This window comes from Bacillus sp. ZY-1-1 (assembly GCF_003047165.1).
GTDB lineage: Bacteria > Bacillota > Bacilli > Bacillales > Bacillaceae > Bacillus > Bacillus velezensis.
This window is the reverse complement of the sequence record NZ_CP027061.1, coordinates 2,273,295-2,287,537: the sequence shown is the minus strand read 5'-3', so window position 1 is coordinate 2,287,537 and position 14,243 is coordinate 2,273,295. Positions and strand designations below refer to the sequence as shown.

Sequence of the window (14,243 nt, the reverse complement as noted above, 5' to 3'; positions counted from 1 at the left end):
AACAGCATGTCAACAAGAGATTTATCGGTTTTAATAAGTGTTGTCCTCATTGTGGCAATGCTGGTGATTCCATTCCCTCCATGGTTGTTAAGTATTTTGATCATCATTAATATCTCTCTTGCGTTGATCGTGCTTCTCACCACAATGAATATGCAAGAACCGCTGCAATTCTCGATATTCCCGTCATTGCTGCTGTTATTGACGCTGTTTCGGCTTGCGCTCAATGTGTCGACGACACGTTCGATTCTTTCTCACGGAGAAGGGGGAAAGGTTGTTGAGACATTCGGGAATTTCGTTGTCGGCGGAAATGTGCTGGTAGGGCTTGTTGTCTTCATTATCTTAATTATTATTCAGTTTATCGTCATTACAAAAGGCGCCGAGCGGGTATCGGAAGTGGCGGCGAGATTTACGCTCGATGCGATGCCCGGAAAGCAAATGAGTATTGACGCGGATTTAAATGCCGGCATGATTACGGAGCAGGATGCAAAGCACAGACGTGAAAAAGTCGCCCGGGAAGCGGATTTTTACGGTGCCATGGACGGTGCGAGCAAATTCGTCAAAGGGGATGCCATCGCGGGGATCATCATCGTGATGATCAATATTATTTTCGGAATCGTAATCGGCATGCTGCAGCAGGGGATGAGCATACAAGAAGCTGCGTCTCACTTTACAATGCTGACGGTCGGTGACGGTATCGTTTCTCAAATGCCGGCCTTGCTCATTTCAACGGCTACGGGGATTGTCGTGACGAGAGCGGCATCTGAAGGAAACCTCGGTCATGATATTACAGGCCAGCTGTTTGCTTATCCGAAGCTCTTGTATGTAGCCGCGGGAACTGTACTTTTGCTCGGTCTGCTTACACCGATCGGCATTCTGCTGACGGGGCCGATCGCCGGTCTGCTTGCATTCGGCGCTTATATGCTGTCCAAAGCGGATAAGCCGAGCGAAGAAGAGGAAGAAATTCTTGAAGAAGAGGCTCAGGCGGATGAACTGAAAAGCCCGGAAAGCGTTGTGCAGCTTTTACATATTGATCCGATTGAATTTGAGTTCGGATACGGACTCGTGCCGCTTGCAGACGCGGGGCAGGGCGGTGATCTTCTTGACCGCATCGTCATGATCAGACGTCAGCTTGCGCTTGAATTGGGACTTGTCATTCCGGTTGTGCGCATCAGGGATAACATCGCACTCCAGCCGAATGAATACAGATTGAAAATTAAAGGCAATGAAGTCGCTAAAGGAGAGCTCCTGCTGGATCATTATTTAGCGATGTCACCGACGCCTGAAGATGACGTCATTGAAGGAATTGAAACGATTGAACCGTCGTTCGGACTTCCCGCAAAATGGATCAGCGAAGCTGCAAAAGATGAAGCGGACATGCTGGGGTATACAGTTGTTGATCCGGCGTCAGTCGTATCTACGCATATTACAGAAAAAATTAAGCAGCATGCTCATGAACTGGTCGGCAGACAGGAAACAAAGCAGCTGATCGATCATCTGAAGGAAAATTATCCTGTGCTTGTTGAGGAAGTCACGCCGAACCCTCTTTCTGTCGGCGATATTCAAAAGGTGCTTGCCAAATTGCTGAGAGAAAAAGTTTCAATCAGAAACTTGGTGACCATTTTTGAAACTCTTGCCGATTACGGAAGATTAACGACAGATTCAGACCTTTTGACAGAATACGCGAGACAGTCGCTTGCCAAACAAATCACGGCACAATATGCGAGAGAGCATGAAACGCTGAAGGTCATCACATGCTCAGGCCGGGTGGAAAAAGCGATTGCAGACGGGGTTCAGCAGACTGAACAGGGCAATTACCTGTCACTCGACCCTGAGGTTTCGGACAGCATCATCCGTTCTGTCGCTAACGAGGCCGAGCAGCTTTCCATCCGTCAGGAGTCGGCGATTCTTCTTTGCTCGCCTGCTGTCAGAATGTATGTAAAACAGCTGTTAGAACGGTATTTCCCTGATCTTCCGGTTCTTTCTTATAATGAGCTGGAAGCAAATGTTGAAGTACAGAGCATTGGAGTGGTGGATATTTAATGAAAATAAAAAAATTTACAGCCGCTTCAATGCAGGATGCCGCGAAGCAAATCAAAAAGGAACTCGGCAATGATGCCGTTATTTTACATTCCAAACAAGTAAAGAAACGAAAATGGCTGGGGCTGCGGTCGCAGCAGGCCGTCGAAGTGATAGCGGTTTTAGATCGTGACGTCAGGGAAGCGAGAAAAACGCCGCCGGCTGCCGCTGAAGAAATGAAAAAGACGGAAACGGCGGAGAAAGCTGAGCCTGTTCAGCCGCCGCGCCTTCCGGATCAAAGTATTTCCGGCGAACTGGCGCATTTGAAAGAAGTGCTCCCTGAACCATTAAAAAAAGCCGAGAGACTATTGAAGCAAGCCGGGCTTCCTGATCATACGCAAAACGCCGTACTCAGTGAATTGCTCAGTTCTTCAATTGTTTCCGGAGATTTAACTGAAGATAATGTCAGCTCAAAGCTGCAGGATTTGTTAGTGAAAAAACTCCCTTCGACAGACAGGTGGCAGGAAGGGATTCAATCAAAATACGTCGTGCTTTTCGGTTCAACCGGGGCCGGCAAAACGACTACACTTGCGAAACTTGCGGCCTCATCAATGCTGACAGAGCATAAAAAAATTGCCTTTATGACGACGGATACTTACCGGATTGCCGCGGTCGAGCAGCTGAAGACATATGCGGAGCTGCTTCAGGCTCCTCTTGAAGTATGCTATTCAAAGGAAGAATGTCTGAAGGCACTGGAAAAATTCGCTGAATACGACCATGTTTTCATTGATACAGCCGGCAGAAACTTTAAAGAAGAGCAGTATATTACGGAATTACAAGAGATGATTCCGTTTGAATCAGGCTTACAATCCTTTCTCGTATTATCGGCATCTGCAAAATATGAAGATATGAAACAGGTGCTGAAACAGTTTTCCGGTGTGCCGGTCAATCAATTCATTTTCACGAAAACGGATGAAACCGCCTCACTCGGCTCCGTGTTTCAAGTGCTGTCGGAATCAAGAATCGGCGCCGCCTATTTGACAAATGGACAGGATGTGCCTGAAGACATCCTATCGGCTTCACCAAAAGAGTTTGTAAGGATGCTTTTGGCATGAAACCCGATCAGGCAGAGTCATTAAGAAGGAAAATGAGAGAGAGGCAAATGATCAAGCCGGAGCTTTATGAGAAAAAAGCGAAGACATTAGCCGTCATAAGCGGTAAAGGCGGCGTCGGAAAATCTAATTTAACATTAAACATGGCAGTTGCCCTGCAGGAAAAAGGAAAAAAAGCACTCATCATTGATCTTGACATCGGAATGGGCAACATTGATGTGCTGATCGGAGCTGCTTCTTCCCGCACCATTATTGATGTGATGGAGAATCGGCACGCGTTGGCTCAATCACTTTCCTCCGGTCCGAAAGGCCTTCGCTACATATCCGGAGGAACGGGGCTTGAGGCGTTCTATCAAGCAGACAGAGAGAAGTGGTCGGCTTTTATGAATGGTCTTTCCGCTGTATTAAGCGATTTTGATTACGTTCTGTTTGATATGGGAGCGGGACTTTCAAAAGAACAGCTGCCGTTTATTTTATCGGCGGAAGACATTCTCGCCGTGACAACGCCTGAGCCGACGGCCATTATGGATGCGTACAGCGCGATCAAACATCTTTTGCTCGCGGATGAACGGCTGACCGTAAACATTGCCGTCAATCGCGCCCGCGCCCAAAAACAGGCGCTGGACACGTACAACCGCCTTTCTCATGCGATCCACACGTTTTTAGGCGCGGAGGTGCGTTTCGCCGGCTCCATACCCGATGATCCGCTAGTAAGTCAAGCCGTCATTGACCAGGTGCCTTTTTTAATAAAAAGTCCTCAAGCAAAAGCCAGCAGGTCCGTCCGTCTTCTGACGGATGTCTTGTTTCAAACGGAAGAAAACAAACCAAGAGAAGAGAAACCGGCATTTATTGAGAGATTATCTTCTTTTTTATTGAGGAGGACTTTACAGTGATTCGTGTGCTTGTCGTTGATGACTCAGCTTTTATGAGAAAGATGATTACCGATTTTCTGGCTGCGGAAGTGCAGATAGAAGTCATCGGGACAGCCAGAAACGGGGAAGAGGCGCTGAAGAAAATAGAGCTTCTCAAACCGGATGTTGTCACACTTGATATTGAAATGCCGGTCATGAACGGAACGGATACATTGCGGAAGATCATCAGCATATATAAACTTCCCGTCATCATGGTATCGAGCCAGACACAGCAAGGGAAGGACCGAACGATCAACTGCCTGGAGATGGGCGCTTTTGATTTTATCACCAAGCCTTCCGGAGCGATTTCACTTGATCTTTATAAAATTAAAGAGCAGCTGATTGAGAGGGTGATTGCAGCCGGGCTGTCCCGCGCCCAAAAACCTGAGGCGGCAGTGAAAGAGTCTTCTATCCCGGAACGTCCGGCTTTGGCGGGATTTGAAAGACCGAAAGCAAAATCCGCCAAGCAGGCCGTATTCATCGCGACCTCTACAGGCGGACCGCGGGCTCTGCAAAAGGTGGTTCCGAAACTGCCGAAGGATTTAAAGGCGCCTGTATTTGTCGTTCAGCACATGCCTGAAGGCTTCACCGCTTCACTTGCAGACAGACTCAACCATTTGTCAGATATTCAGGTCAAAGAAGCGGAAAACGGTGAAGAAGCGAAAGACGGATGGGTGTACATCGCGCCCGGCGGAAAAAATATGACGGTTGCAGAGGAAGGCGGAAGGCTCCGCATCATTCTTGATGTTCATGATACGGAAAGCCGGCATAAACCGTCAGCCGATTATTTGTTTCGGTCGGCAAGCCGTTTATCCGGTTACGAAAAGGTAGCCGTCATTATGACAGGCATGGGCAGCGACGGAACCGAGGGCGTAAAAGAAATGCTCAGAACAGGCGGCGTTAAAACGATTGCGGAATCGGACGAATCCTGTGTTGTGTTCGGAATGCCGAAGTCAGCGATAAAGGCGGGCCTCATTCATGAGATTAAACATGTGGAAGATATCGCGGCATCCATCACCGGATGTGTGAAAAAAGAGAGGGTGTGAATCAATTGGATATGAATCAATATTTAGATGTCTTTATTGATGAAAGTAAAGAGCACTTACAGACATGTAACGAAAAGCTGCTGCTGTTGGAAAAAGATCCGGCAGACCTTCAGCTTGTGCATGACATCTTCAGAGCTGCCCATACGCTGAAAGGCATGAGCGCAACGATGGGATATACAGATCTGGCGCATTTAACCCACCTGATGGAAAATGTGCTGGACGCCATCCGCAACGGAGAAATGCCCGTTACATCGGATTGGCTGGACGTGCTGTTTGAAGCGCTTGATCATCTTGAAGAGATGGTGCAGTCCATTATTGACGGAGGAGACGGCAAACGTGATATTTCTGAAGTAAGTGCGAAGCTCGACGTAAATGCGGCGCATGAGACTGCGGCTTCAGCCGAAACAGCAGAACCGCCGGCTTCAAAACAACAGACTTCAACTGAATGGAATTATGATGAGTTTGAACGGACTGTTATTGAAGAGGCGGAAGAGCAAGGATTCAGCCGCTATGAAATAACGGTTTCCCTGAATGAAAGCTGTATGCTCAAAGCCGTGCGCGTGTACATGATATTTGAAAAGCTGAATGAAGCCGGGGAAGTCGCAAAAACGATACCTGCCGCGGAAGTGCTTGAGACGGAAGATTTCGGAACGGATTTTCAGGTGTGTTTCTTGACAAAGCAGCCTGCTGAAGAAATTAAAGAACTCATCAGCGGCATTTCAGAAGTGGAGAATGTCGAAATTTCTGCCGGTGCGCCGTTAAAAACGGCCGAAAAACCGCAAGCAGCTGAACCGGTGAAGGAAACTCCGGTTAAAAAGGCTGAAAAACAGCCGAAACCGCAAGCGAAAACGGAAGAGCAGCCGAAGCATCACAGCGGCTCGAAAACGATTCGCGTCAACATTGAAAGACTGGATTCTTCAATGAACCTTTTTGAAGAACTTGTCATTGACCGCGGACGTCTTGAGCAGATCGCCAAAGAGCTTGACCACAATGAGCTGACTGAAACCGTTGAACGCCTGACCAGAATTTCGGGCGACCTTCAGTCTATTATTCTTAATATGCGGATGGTGCCGGTAGAAACCGTCTTTAACCGTTTCCCGAGAATGATCCGCCAGCTTCAAAAGGAATTAAACAAGAAAATCGAATTGTCCATCATCGGAGCTGAAACGGAGCTGGACCGCACGGTGATTGATGAAATCGGTGATCCGCTTGTCCATTTAATCAGAAACAGCATCGATCACGGCATTGAATCGCCTGAAGTGCGGGTGAATAAAGGAAAACCGGAATCGGGTCATGTCGTGCTTAAGGCATATCACAGCGGCAATCATGTCTTTATTGAGGTTGAAGATGACGGGGCCGGCCTGAACAGAAAGAAAATTCTTGAAAAAGCGCTCGAGCGGAGTGTAATCACCGAACGTGATGCTGAAACGCTTGAAGATAATGAGATTTACGAGCTTATTTTTGCTCCTGGCTTCTCGACTGCCGATCAAATTTCTGACATTTCAGGTCGGGGCGTCGGTCTGGATGTCGTAAAAAATAAACTCGAATCACTCGGCGGCTCTGTCAGTGTCAAATCCGCGGAAGGCCAAGGTTCTCTTTTCAGTATCCAGCTTCCGCTGACACTTTCAATTATATCCGTTCTTCTCATTAAACTGGAAGAAGAGACGTTTGCGATACCGATTTCTTCTATTATAGAGACGGCTGTTATTGATAAGAAAGATATCCTGCAGACGCATGACAGAGAAGTGATTGATTTCAGAGGACAAATCGTTCCGATCGTCTATCTCAAAAAAGAATTCGGCATTACGGATTCAAAACAGGATGCCGATCAGTTCCATGTAATCGTCGTGAAAAAGGGCGATAAATCCACTGCTTTTGTCGTGGACTCTTTTATCGGACAGCAGGAAGTCGTACTGAAATCACTCGGCGACTATTTGACGAACGTCTTTGCGATTTCCGGCGCTACGATTCTCGGAAACGGAGAAGTGGCGCTGATTATTGATTGCAATGCGCTGATCTACTAAAACGACACGAGGAGGTGCCCGCATGACTGCTGAAATCAAAACAGGTGAAAAAATGATTGTGTTTATGATAAACGGGAAAGAATACGCTATCTCAGTTTCCCAGGTGAAATCAATTGAAAAGTGGCAAAAACCGACGAGGGTCCCGGGTGTGGAATCGTATATCCGCGGCGTTATCAATCTGCGCGGAGTGATTACCCCGGTTCTTGATTTAAGAAAACGTCTGAACCAGCCTGAACAGGACATCACAGAAGAGACACGGATTATCATCATTTCTTACCGTGACGCCGATGTCGGATGGGTCGTGGATGAGGCCAATGACGTCATCACCGTGCATGAAAATGAAATTGAATCCGCGCCTGAAAGCCAGACAAAGGAAACGGATGTGTGGATTAAACAGATCGTCAAGCAAGATAACAGGCTCCTCAATATTATCGATGCGCATGCGGTGCTGGATAAAGGTGCTTCGGCATCTGCGTCCGGAGAGCCGAATGCTTAAAGGGGAAAAGACAACATGAGTAAGTTTGAAGCGATCAAAGAAGAGCAGATGGATATTTTGCGGGAAGTCGGAAATATCGGGGCGGGTCACTCGGCTTCTGCCATGGCTCAGCTGCTGAACAGAAAGATAGACATGGAAGTGCCGTTTGCGACTTTATTGACATTTGATGAGCTCGCTGATTTTTTCGGCGGGGCTGAAACGCCGGTCGCCAGTATCTTTTTAAGAATGGAAGGCGACATGACAGGCTCTATCTTTCTCATCATGCCTTTCCATCAGGCGGAACAGTTTATCAGAGAGCTGATCGGAAATCCGGATTTTGATATTGACCAGTTGGGCGAAGATCATTTGAGTTCTTCTGCTTTACATGAATTCGGCAATATTTTAGCAGGCTCCTATTTAACGGCATTGGCTGATTTGACAAAGCTTGAGATTTACCCGAGCGTGCCGGAAATCTCACTTGATATGTTCGGCGCGGTTATCAGTGAAGGACTGATGGAGCTCAGCCAAGTCGGAGAGCATGCCATTGTCGTGGATACTTCTATTTTTGACCAGGGCAGCCGGCAGGAGCTCAAAGCCCATATGTTTATGCTCCCGGACTATGATTCTTTTGAAAAGCTCTTCGTCTCATTGGGTGCGGCTTTATGAGCCGTGCGGAAGCCGCAGTCGTTAAAGTGGGGATTGCGGATGTTCAAGTCGCGCGTTATCCGGATAAAATCCGGACTTCGGGACTCGGTTCATGCGTGGGGCTGGTTTTATACGATAAAGACAAACAAACGGCAGGACTCGTTCACGTCATGCTGCCGGACTCCGGGTTATCAAAAACGGCGGAGCTCAACCGTGCAAAATACGCGGACACCGCCGTTAAGATGACAATTGATATGCTTTTGAAAGCCGGCTGCCGCAAGTTTGCCCTGAAGGCAAAACTCGCCGGGGGAGCGGAGATGTTTAAGTTTAAAATGACAAACGACCTGATGAAAATCGGCCCGAGGAATGTAGCGGCTATCAAAGAGCAGCTTTCATTGTATAACATTCCGGTCATCAGTGAAGATACGGGCGGCTCAAGCGGCCGGACGATTGAATTTGAGCCAAAGTCCTGCATGCTGCACATTCGAACTGTTAAACAAGGTGAAACAACGATTTAATAAAGGTATGAGGTAGGGGGATAACAATGCAATCCTTGAATTATGAAGATCAGGTGCTTTGGTCGCGCTGGAAAGAGTGGAAAGATCCTAAAGCCGGTGATGATTTAATGCGCCGTTACATGCCGCTGGTCACATATCATGTCGGCAGAATTTCCGTCGGACTGCCGAAATCGGTGCATAAAGACGATCTAATGAGCCTTGGTATGCTTGGTTTATATGATGCCCTAGAAAAATTTGACCCCGGCCGGGATTTAAAATTTGATACCTATGCCTCGTTTAGAATTCGCGGTGCAATCATCGACGGGCTGCGTAAAGAAGATTGGCTGCCCAGAACTTCACGGGAGAAGACAAAAAAAGTCGAAGCGGCAATCGAAAAACTTGAACAGCGCTACCTTCGGAATGTGACGCCTTCAGAGATCGCAGAAGAGCTGGGGATGACGGAGCAGGACGTAGTATCAACGATGAATGAAGGGTTTTTTGCCAATCTCTTATCAATTGATGAAAAGCTTCACGACCAGGATGACGGTGAGAATATTCAAGTGATGATCAGAGATGACAAAAATGTGCCGCCGGAAGAAAAAATCATGAAGGACGAGCTGATCGCTCAGCTTGCGGGCAAAATTCACGAGCTCTCTGAAAAAGAGCAGCTTGTCGTCAGTTTATTCTATAAAGAAGAACTGACTTTGACCGAAATCGGACAAGTCCTGAACCTTTCGACGTCGCGGATTTCACAGATTCATTCAAAGGCGCTGTTTAAATTAAAGCACCTGCTTGAAAAAGTAATTCAATAATGAACTCATGGTTAGCGAGTGAAAAACATGTCAACACTATTATGGCTTTTAAGCTTTGTGCTTCACGGCGTACTGCTTTATGCCGTCATTATTCTGTACACGAGGTTTTCAGCCCTCAAGGAGACGGAGCGCCAGCAGAAGAAGATTCTTGAAGAGACGGAAAACACCCTTGCAGCGTTTCTGCTTGAGCTGAAAGAAGAAAATGAAAGACTCGAAGACGCAAAAAGCCGGAATGATCAAGCGCCTGACGCAGAAGACGCCGAACCCCGGCCGGAACCGAAAAAAGAGCCTGATATTCCGGATCACATGGAAAAGCTCATCAATGCAACGGAACGGGCTGAAAGTGACGAAAACAACGGTGCGCATTCGTTTGAAGAACGTGTTTCAGAATTATATGAACAAGGGCTCACCCCTGCGGAAATCGCCAAACGGGTGCAGGGCGGAAAGACAGAAATCGAGCTGTTTTTAAAATTTCGCGGCAAAGCTGTAAAGGATTCTTGATTGTCGCATAAAGCTGTGTTATATTATGTCTTGGTGTTAAATACACACGCTTAACGATTTATGCAGAGGGTGCTGCAAACGGCAGTTCTGCACAAAAATGACCTAAGCGGAGGAAAAAAACCATTTTATTAGGAGGAAATCACATGTCAGTTATTTCTATGAAACAATTGCTTGAAGCTGGTGTTCACTTCGGCCACCAAACACGCCGCTGGAACCCAAAAATGAAGCGTTACATTTTCACGGAGCGTAACGGAATCTACATCATTGACCTTCAAAAAACAGTGAAAAAAGTAGAGGAAGCTTACAACTTCACGAAAAACCTTGCTGCTGAAGGCGGAAAAATCCTTTTCGTCGGCACAAAAAAACAAGCTCAGGATTCTGTTAAAGAAGAAGCTGTACGCTCTGGCATGTACTATGTCAACCAACGCTGGTTGGGCGGTACACTGACAAACTTCGAAACAATCCAAAAACGCATTAAGCGTCTGAAAGACATCGAGAAAATGCAAGAAAACGGTACATTTGAAGTACTTCCGAAAAAAGAAGTTGTTCAATTGAAAAAAGAATTAGAGCGTCTTGAAAAATTCCTCGGCGGAATTAAAGACATGAAGGATCTTCCTGATGCATTATTCATCATCGATCCTCGCAAAGAGCGCATCGCTGTTGCGGAAGCTCGCAAATTGAACATTCCTATCATCGGAATCGTAGATACAAACTGTGATCCTGATGAAATTGATGTCGTAATCCCTGCAAACGATGACGCAATCCGCGCTGTCAAACTTCTTACTTCTAAAATGGCAGATGCCATTCTTGAAGCGAAGCAAGGCGAAGAAGAAGCGGAAGCTGCTGAAGAGACTGCACCTGAAACAGAAACGACAACTGCGTAACCTAATCAAAAGGTGATAAGAGGGACTGCCTTTTATCACCTTTTTTCAAGAAAAATGTATCTATACATATCTTGTTTACACATATAAGGAGGAATTCAAATGGCTATTACTGCACAGCAGGTAAAAGAACTGCGTCAAAAAACAGGCGCTGGTATGATGGACTGTAAAAAAGCATTGACTGAAACTGACGGAGATATGGACAAAGCAATCGACCTTCTGAGAGAAAAAGGAATTGCGAAAGCGGCTAAAAAAGCTGACCGTATCGCTGCTGAAGGTTCTACTCTTATTAAAACTGACGGCAACAAAGGCGTTATCTTAGAAGTAAACTCTGAAACTGATTTCGTTGCGAAAAACGAAGGCTTCAAAGAGCTTCTGAACACGCTTGCTGACCACCTTCTTGCAAACGCTCCTGCTGATCTTGAAGAAGCGATGGGTCAAAAGATGGAAAACGGTTCTACTGTTGAAGAATACATCACAAGCAACGTTGCTAAAATCGGAGAGAAAATCACTCTTCGCCGTTTTGCTGTTCTTACAAAAGAAGACAGCGAAGCGTTCGGTGCTTACCTTCACATGGGAGGCCGCATCGGCGTATTATCCGTTCTTAGCGGAACAACTGACGAAGATCTTGCAAAAGACATCGCGATGCATGTTGCAGCGGTAAATCCTCGTTATATTTCCCGCGACCAAGTGTCTGAAGAAGAAGCAAACCATGAGCGTCAGATCCTGACTCAGCAAGCTCTTCAAGAAGGCAAACCGGAAAACATCGTAGCTAAAATGGTTGAAGGCCGTCTGAACAAATTCTTCGAAGAAATTTGCTTATTAGACCAAGCTTTCGTTAAAAACCCAGACGAAAAAGTGAAACAAGTTGTGGCTGCGAAAAACGCATCTGTTAAAACTTACGTCCGCTACGAAGTTGGAGAAGGCATTGAAAAACGCCAAGAAAACTTTGCTGAAGAAGTTATGAACCAAGTGAAAAAATAATGGCGGAAAGCCTTGGCGAATCTTTCGCGGCTTTTCAGGCAGTATAGGGGACACTACTTGTGTTCCCTATTTTTAAAACTATATTTACAAACCTTTTTTTCTCTTGCATAATAGGAAACGGCAATGTTTACACTTGGAGGTTATTATGGAAAAACCAAAATACAATCGTATCGTTTTAAAGCTTAGCGGAGAAGCATTGGCAGGAGAGCAGGGAAACGGCATTAATCCGACTGTTATCCAATCCATCGCTAAACAGGTAAAAGAAATCGCTGAGCTTGACGTCGAAGTGGCCGTAGTTGTAGGCGGCGGCAACTTATGGCGCGGAAAAACAGGCAGTGACTTAGGAATGGACCGTGCGACGGCCGATTATATGGGCATGCTTGCTACTGTCATGAACTCACTTGCCCTGCAGGACAGCCTGGAAACGCTCGGAATTCAGTCCAGAGTGCAGACATCAATTGAAATGCGTCAGGTCGCTGAGCCTTACATCAGAAGAAAAGCCATCCGCCACCTGGAGAAAAAACGCGTTGTGATTTTTGCCGCGGGAACAGGAAACCCTTATTTCTCTACGGACACAACCGCAGCGCTGCGTGCCGCTGAAATCGAAGCGGATGTGATTTTAATGGCGAAAAATAATGTCGACGGTGTGTATAATGCCGATCCGAGAAAAGATGAGTCAGCTGTTAAATACGAAAAATTATCTTATCTCGATGTGTTAAAAGACGGGCTGGAAGTCATGGATTCTACGGCTTCTTCACTATGTATGGATAATGATATTCCGCTGATCGTCTTTTCTATTATGGAAGAAGGAAATATTAAGCGTGCCGTAATCGGCGAATCAATCGGAACGATCGTAAGGGGGAAATAACGTTGTCAAACGAAGTATTAACACAAACAAAAGAACGCATGGAAAAAGCGGTTGCTGCTTATTCACGTGAATTGGCGTCAGTCCGCGCGGGACGTGCCAACCCATCTCTATTGGATAAAGTGACAGTAGAATACTACGGTGCCCAAACACCTTTAAACCAGCTGTCTTCCATCAATGTGCCTGAAGCGCGTATGCTTGTTGTCACACCGTATGACAAAACGGCAATCGGCGATATTGAAAAAGCGATCCTGAAAGCTGACCTTGGCGTAACTCCGACAAGTGACGGCACAATTATTCGCATCGCGATCCCGGCTCTGACGGAAGAAAGACGTAAAGAACTTGTCAAAGTCGTGAAAAAATACGCGGAAGAAGCGAAAGTAGCAGTCCGTAATGTCCGCCGTGACAGCAACGACGACCTCAAAAAACTTGAGAAAAACGGGGACATTACAGAAGACGAGCTTCGTGCTTCCAGTGAAGACGTTCAAAAGCTGACAGATGAATATGTGTCAAAAATTGACAGCGTCACGAAAGACAAAGAAAAAGAAATCATGGAAGTTTAATGAAAAACTATGTACAATAGATAATGTGAAAAGACCCTCTCATGTTTACAGGGGGTTTTTTTGTTAATACTGTTGATTACATTGATCATCAGCAACGCAACCTTTTTGGGTGACGGAGGAATCTCATGCTCAACATACTCAAAAATTGGAAGAATCAGCAGAATGCGGCTTCCAACTTAGAACGGTATACAAAAGAAGACATACTGAAGGGTGAAATTCCCGCACACATTGCCATTATTATGGACGGAAACGGACGCTGGGCGAAGAAGCGCTCACTCCCGCGGATTGCCGGACATCATGAAGGAATGAAAGTGGTAAAAAGGGTGACAAAGCTCGCAAATCAGCTCGGCGTTAAAGTTCTGACTCTTTATGCGTTTTCAACGGAGAATTGGAAGCGACCGAAGATGGAAGTCGACTTTTTGATGAAGCTTCCGGAAGAGTTCCTGAATACGTATCTTCCTGAATTGATAGAGGAAAATGTACAGGTGAAAATTATCGGAGATGAATCCGCGCTCCCTTCTCATACGTACAGGGCGATTGAGAAGGCCGTAAAAGATACAGAACAAAATGACGGGCTGATTCTCAATTTCGCTTTGAACTACGGCGGACGCACGGAAATCGTCAATGCGGCAAAAGCATTGGCCGAACAGGTGAAAAGCGGCACGCTGAATATCGAAGACATTGATGAAGCCCTCTTTTCCGGGCATTTAATGACAGAATCAATCCAGGACCCGGAACTGCTCATCAGAACGAGCGGAGAAATCAGACTGAGCAACTTTATGCTTTGGCAGGTGGCTTACAGTGAATTTGTTTTTACAGATGTCCTGTGGCCCGATTTTAAAGAAGATCACTTTCTGCAGGCAGTGGGAGAATTTCAGCAGCGGGGCCGGAGGTTTGGCGGAATTTAGAGG

General features: G+C 46.4%; 15 protein-coding genes. All 15 read left to right on the top strand.

Going from position 1 to position 14,243, the window contains the following annotated elements; genetic code table 11:
- Positions 1-6: 6 nt before the first annotated feature.
- The 15 genes from flhA (at position 7) to C5I45_RS11240 (ending at position 14,240) form a co-directional block, all read left to right on the top strand.
- Positions 7-2,040 carry a flagellar biosynthesis protein FlhA gene (gene flhA, locus C5I45_RS11310; protein ID WP_063174822.1) on the top strand — a complete coding sequence of 678 codons (2,034 nt, stop codon included), beginning with the start codon at positions 7-9 and terminating at the stop codon, positions 2,038-2,040.
- A complete protein-coding gene (flhF, locus tag C5I45_RS11305) occupies positions 2,040-3,131 on the top strand; it encodes a flagellar biosynthesis GTPase FlhF (protein ID WP_003154230.1) in 1,092 nt (363 codons plus the stop codon). The genes flhA and flhF overlap by 1 nt, the downstream gene beginning before the upstream one ends.
- Positions 3,128-4,021 carry a MinD/ParA family protein gene (locus C5I45_RS11300; RefSeq protein ID WP_003154229.1) on the top strand — a complete coding sequence of 298 codons (894 nt, stop codon included), beginning with the start codon at positions 3,128-3,130 and terminating at the stop codon, positions 4,019-4,021. Before flhF ends, C5I45_RS11300 begins: the two co-directional genes overlap by 4 nt.
- The gene (locus C5I45_RS11295; protein WP_003154228.1) at positions 4,018-5,085 is read left to right on the top strand and encodes a protein-glutamate methylesterase/protein-glutamine glutaminase; all 1,068 of its coding nucleotides are present in this window, start codon (positions 4,018-4,020) and stop codon (positions 5,083-5,085) included. The genes C5I45_RS11300 and C5I45_RS11295 overlap by 4 nt, the downstream gene beginning before the upstream one ends.
- Before the next feature lie 5 nt (positions 5,086-5,090).
- Complete coding sequence (gene cheA, locus C5I45_RS11290; RefSeq protein ID WP_003154227.1) at positions 5,091-7,109, top strand: chemotaxis protein CheA; 2,019 nt, start codon at positions 5,091-5,093, stop codon at positions 7,107-7,109.
- A gap of 22 nt (positions 7,110-7,131) precedes the next feature.
- Positions 7,132-7,605, top strand: coding sequence for a chemotaxis protein CheW (cheW, locus tag C5I45_RS11285; protein ID WP_003154225.1), 474 nt, complete (start codon positions 7,132-7,134; stop codon positions 7,603-7,605).
- A 15-nt stretch (positions 7,606-7,620) separates the two neighbouring features.
- The gene (gene cheC / locus C5I45_RS11280) at positions 7,621-8,250 is read left to right on the top strand and encodes a CheY-P phosphatase CheC (RefSeq protein ID WP_003154222.1); all 630 of its coding nucleotides are present in this window, start codon (positions 7,621-7,623) and stop codon (positions 8,248-8,250) included.
- Positions 8,247-8,747, top strand: a complete 501-nt coding sequence (gene cheD, locus C5I45_RS11275; protein ID WP_003154219.1) for a chemoreceptor glutamine deamidase CheD — start codon at positions 8,247-8,249, stop codon at positions 8,745-8,747. The genes cheC and cheD overlap by 4 nt, the downstream gene beginning before the upstream one ends.
- Positions 8,748-8,773: 26 nt before the next feature.
- Positions 8,774-9,538, top strand: a complete 765-nt coding sequence (gene sigD, locus C5I45_RS11270) for an RNA polymerase sigma-28 factor SigD (protein ID WP_003154217.1) — start codon at positions 8,774-8,776, stop codon at positions 9,536-9,538.
- A 27-nt stretch (positions 9,539-9,565) separates the two neighbouring features.
- Positions 9,566-10,039, top strand: a complete 474-nt coding sequence (locus tag C5I45_RS11265; protein ID WP_003154216.1) for a DUF6115 domain-containing protein — start codon at positions 9,566-9,568, stop codon at positions 10,037-10,039.
- 143 nt (positions 10,040-10,182) lie between these two features.
- A complete protein-coding gene (gene rpsB / locus C5I45_RS11260; protein ID WP_003154215.1) occupies positions 10,183-10,923 on the top strand; it encodes a 30S ribosomal protein S2 in 741 nt (246 codons plus the stop codon).
- Between the two features lie 99 nt (positions 10,924-11,022).
- Complete coding sequence (gene tsf, locus C5I45_RS11255) at positions 11,023-11,904, top strand: translation elongation factor Ts (protein ID WP_003154214.1); 882 nt, start codon at positions 11,023-11,025, stop codon at positions 11,902-11,904.
- Positions 11,905-12,049: 145 nt separating this feature from the next.
- Entirely contained in the window at positions 12,050-12,772 is a 723-nt protein-coding gene (gene pyrH, locus C5I45_RS11250) for a UMP kinase (protein ID WP_003154213.1), read from the top strand.
- A 2-nt stretch (positions 12,773-12,774) separates the two neighbouring features.
- Positions 12,775-13,332 (top strand): ribosome recycling factor, encoded by a 558-nt coding sequence (gene frr, locus C5I45_RS11245; RefSeq protein WP_003154212.1) that lies wholly within the window; start codon positions 12,775-12,777, stop codon positions 13,330-13,332.
- A gap of 125 nt (positions 13,333-13,457) precedes the next feature.
- A complete protein-coding gene (locus tag C5I45_RS11240) occupies positions 13,458-14,240 on the top strand; it encodes an undecaprenyl pyrophosphate synthase (protein WP_003154211.1) in 783 nt (260 codons plus the stop codon).
- The last annotated feature ends 3 nt before the right edge of the window (positions 14,241-14,243 follow it).

What these genes read in the sequence shown, in the direction of transcription:
- flhA (WP_063174822.1), top strand. Translation starts at nt 7, where the DNA reads ATGTCAACAAGAGATTTATCGGTTTTAATAAGTGTTGTCCTCATTGTG.
- flhF (WP_003154230.1), top strand. Translation starts at nt 2,040, where the DNA reads ATGAAAATAAAAAAATTTACAGCCGCTTCAATGCAGGATGCCGCGAAG.
- C5I45_RS11300 (WP_003154229.1), top strand. Translation starts at nt 3,128, where the DNA reads ATGAAACCCGATCAGGCAGAGTCATTAAGAAGGAAAATGAGAGAGAGG.
- cheW (WP_003154225.1), top strand. Translation starts at nt 7,132, where the DNA reads ATGACTGCTGAAATCAAAACAGGTGAAAAAATGATTGTGTTTATGATA.
- cheC (WP_003154222.1), top strand. Translation starts at nt 7,621, where the DNA reads ATGAGTAAGTTTGAAGCGATCAAAGAAGAGCAGATGGATATTTTGCGG.
- cheD (WP_003154219.1), top strand. Translation starts at nt 8,247, where the DNA reads ATGAGCCGTGCGGAAGCCGCAGTCGTTAAAGTGGGGATTGCGGATGTT.
- sigD (WP_003154217.1), top strand. Translation starts at nt 8,774, where the DNA reads ATGCAATCCTTGAATTATGAAGATCAGGTGCTTTGGTCGCGCTGGAAA.
- C5I45_RS11265 (WP_003154216.1), top strand. Translation starts at nt 9,566, where the DNA reads ATGTCAACACTATTATGGCTTTTAAGCTTTGTGCTTCACGGCGTACTG.
- rpsB (WP_003154215.1), top strand. Translation starts at nt 10,183, where the DNA reads ATGTCAGTTATTTCTATGAAACAATTGCTTGAAGCTGGTGTTCACTTC.
- tsf (WP_003154214.1), top strand. Translation starts at nt 11,023, where the DNA reads ATGGCTATTACTGCACAGCAGGTAAAAGAACTGCGTCAAAAAACAGGC.
- pyrH (WP_003154213.1), top strand. Translation starts at nt 12,050, where the DNA reads ATGGAAAAACCAAAATACAATCGTATCGTTTTAAAGCTTAGCGGAGAA.
- C5I45_RS11240 (WP_003154211.1), top strand. Translation starts at nt 13,458, where the DNA reads ATGCTCAACATACTCAAAAATTGGAAGAATCAGCAGAATGCGGCTTCC.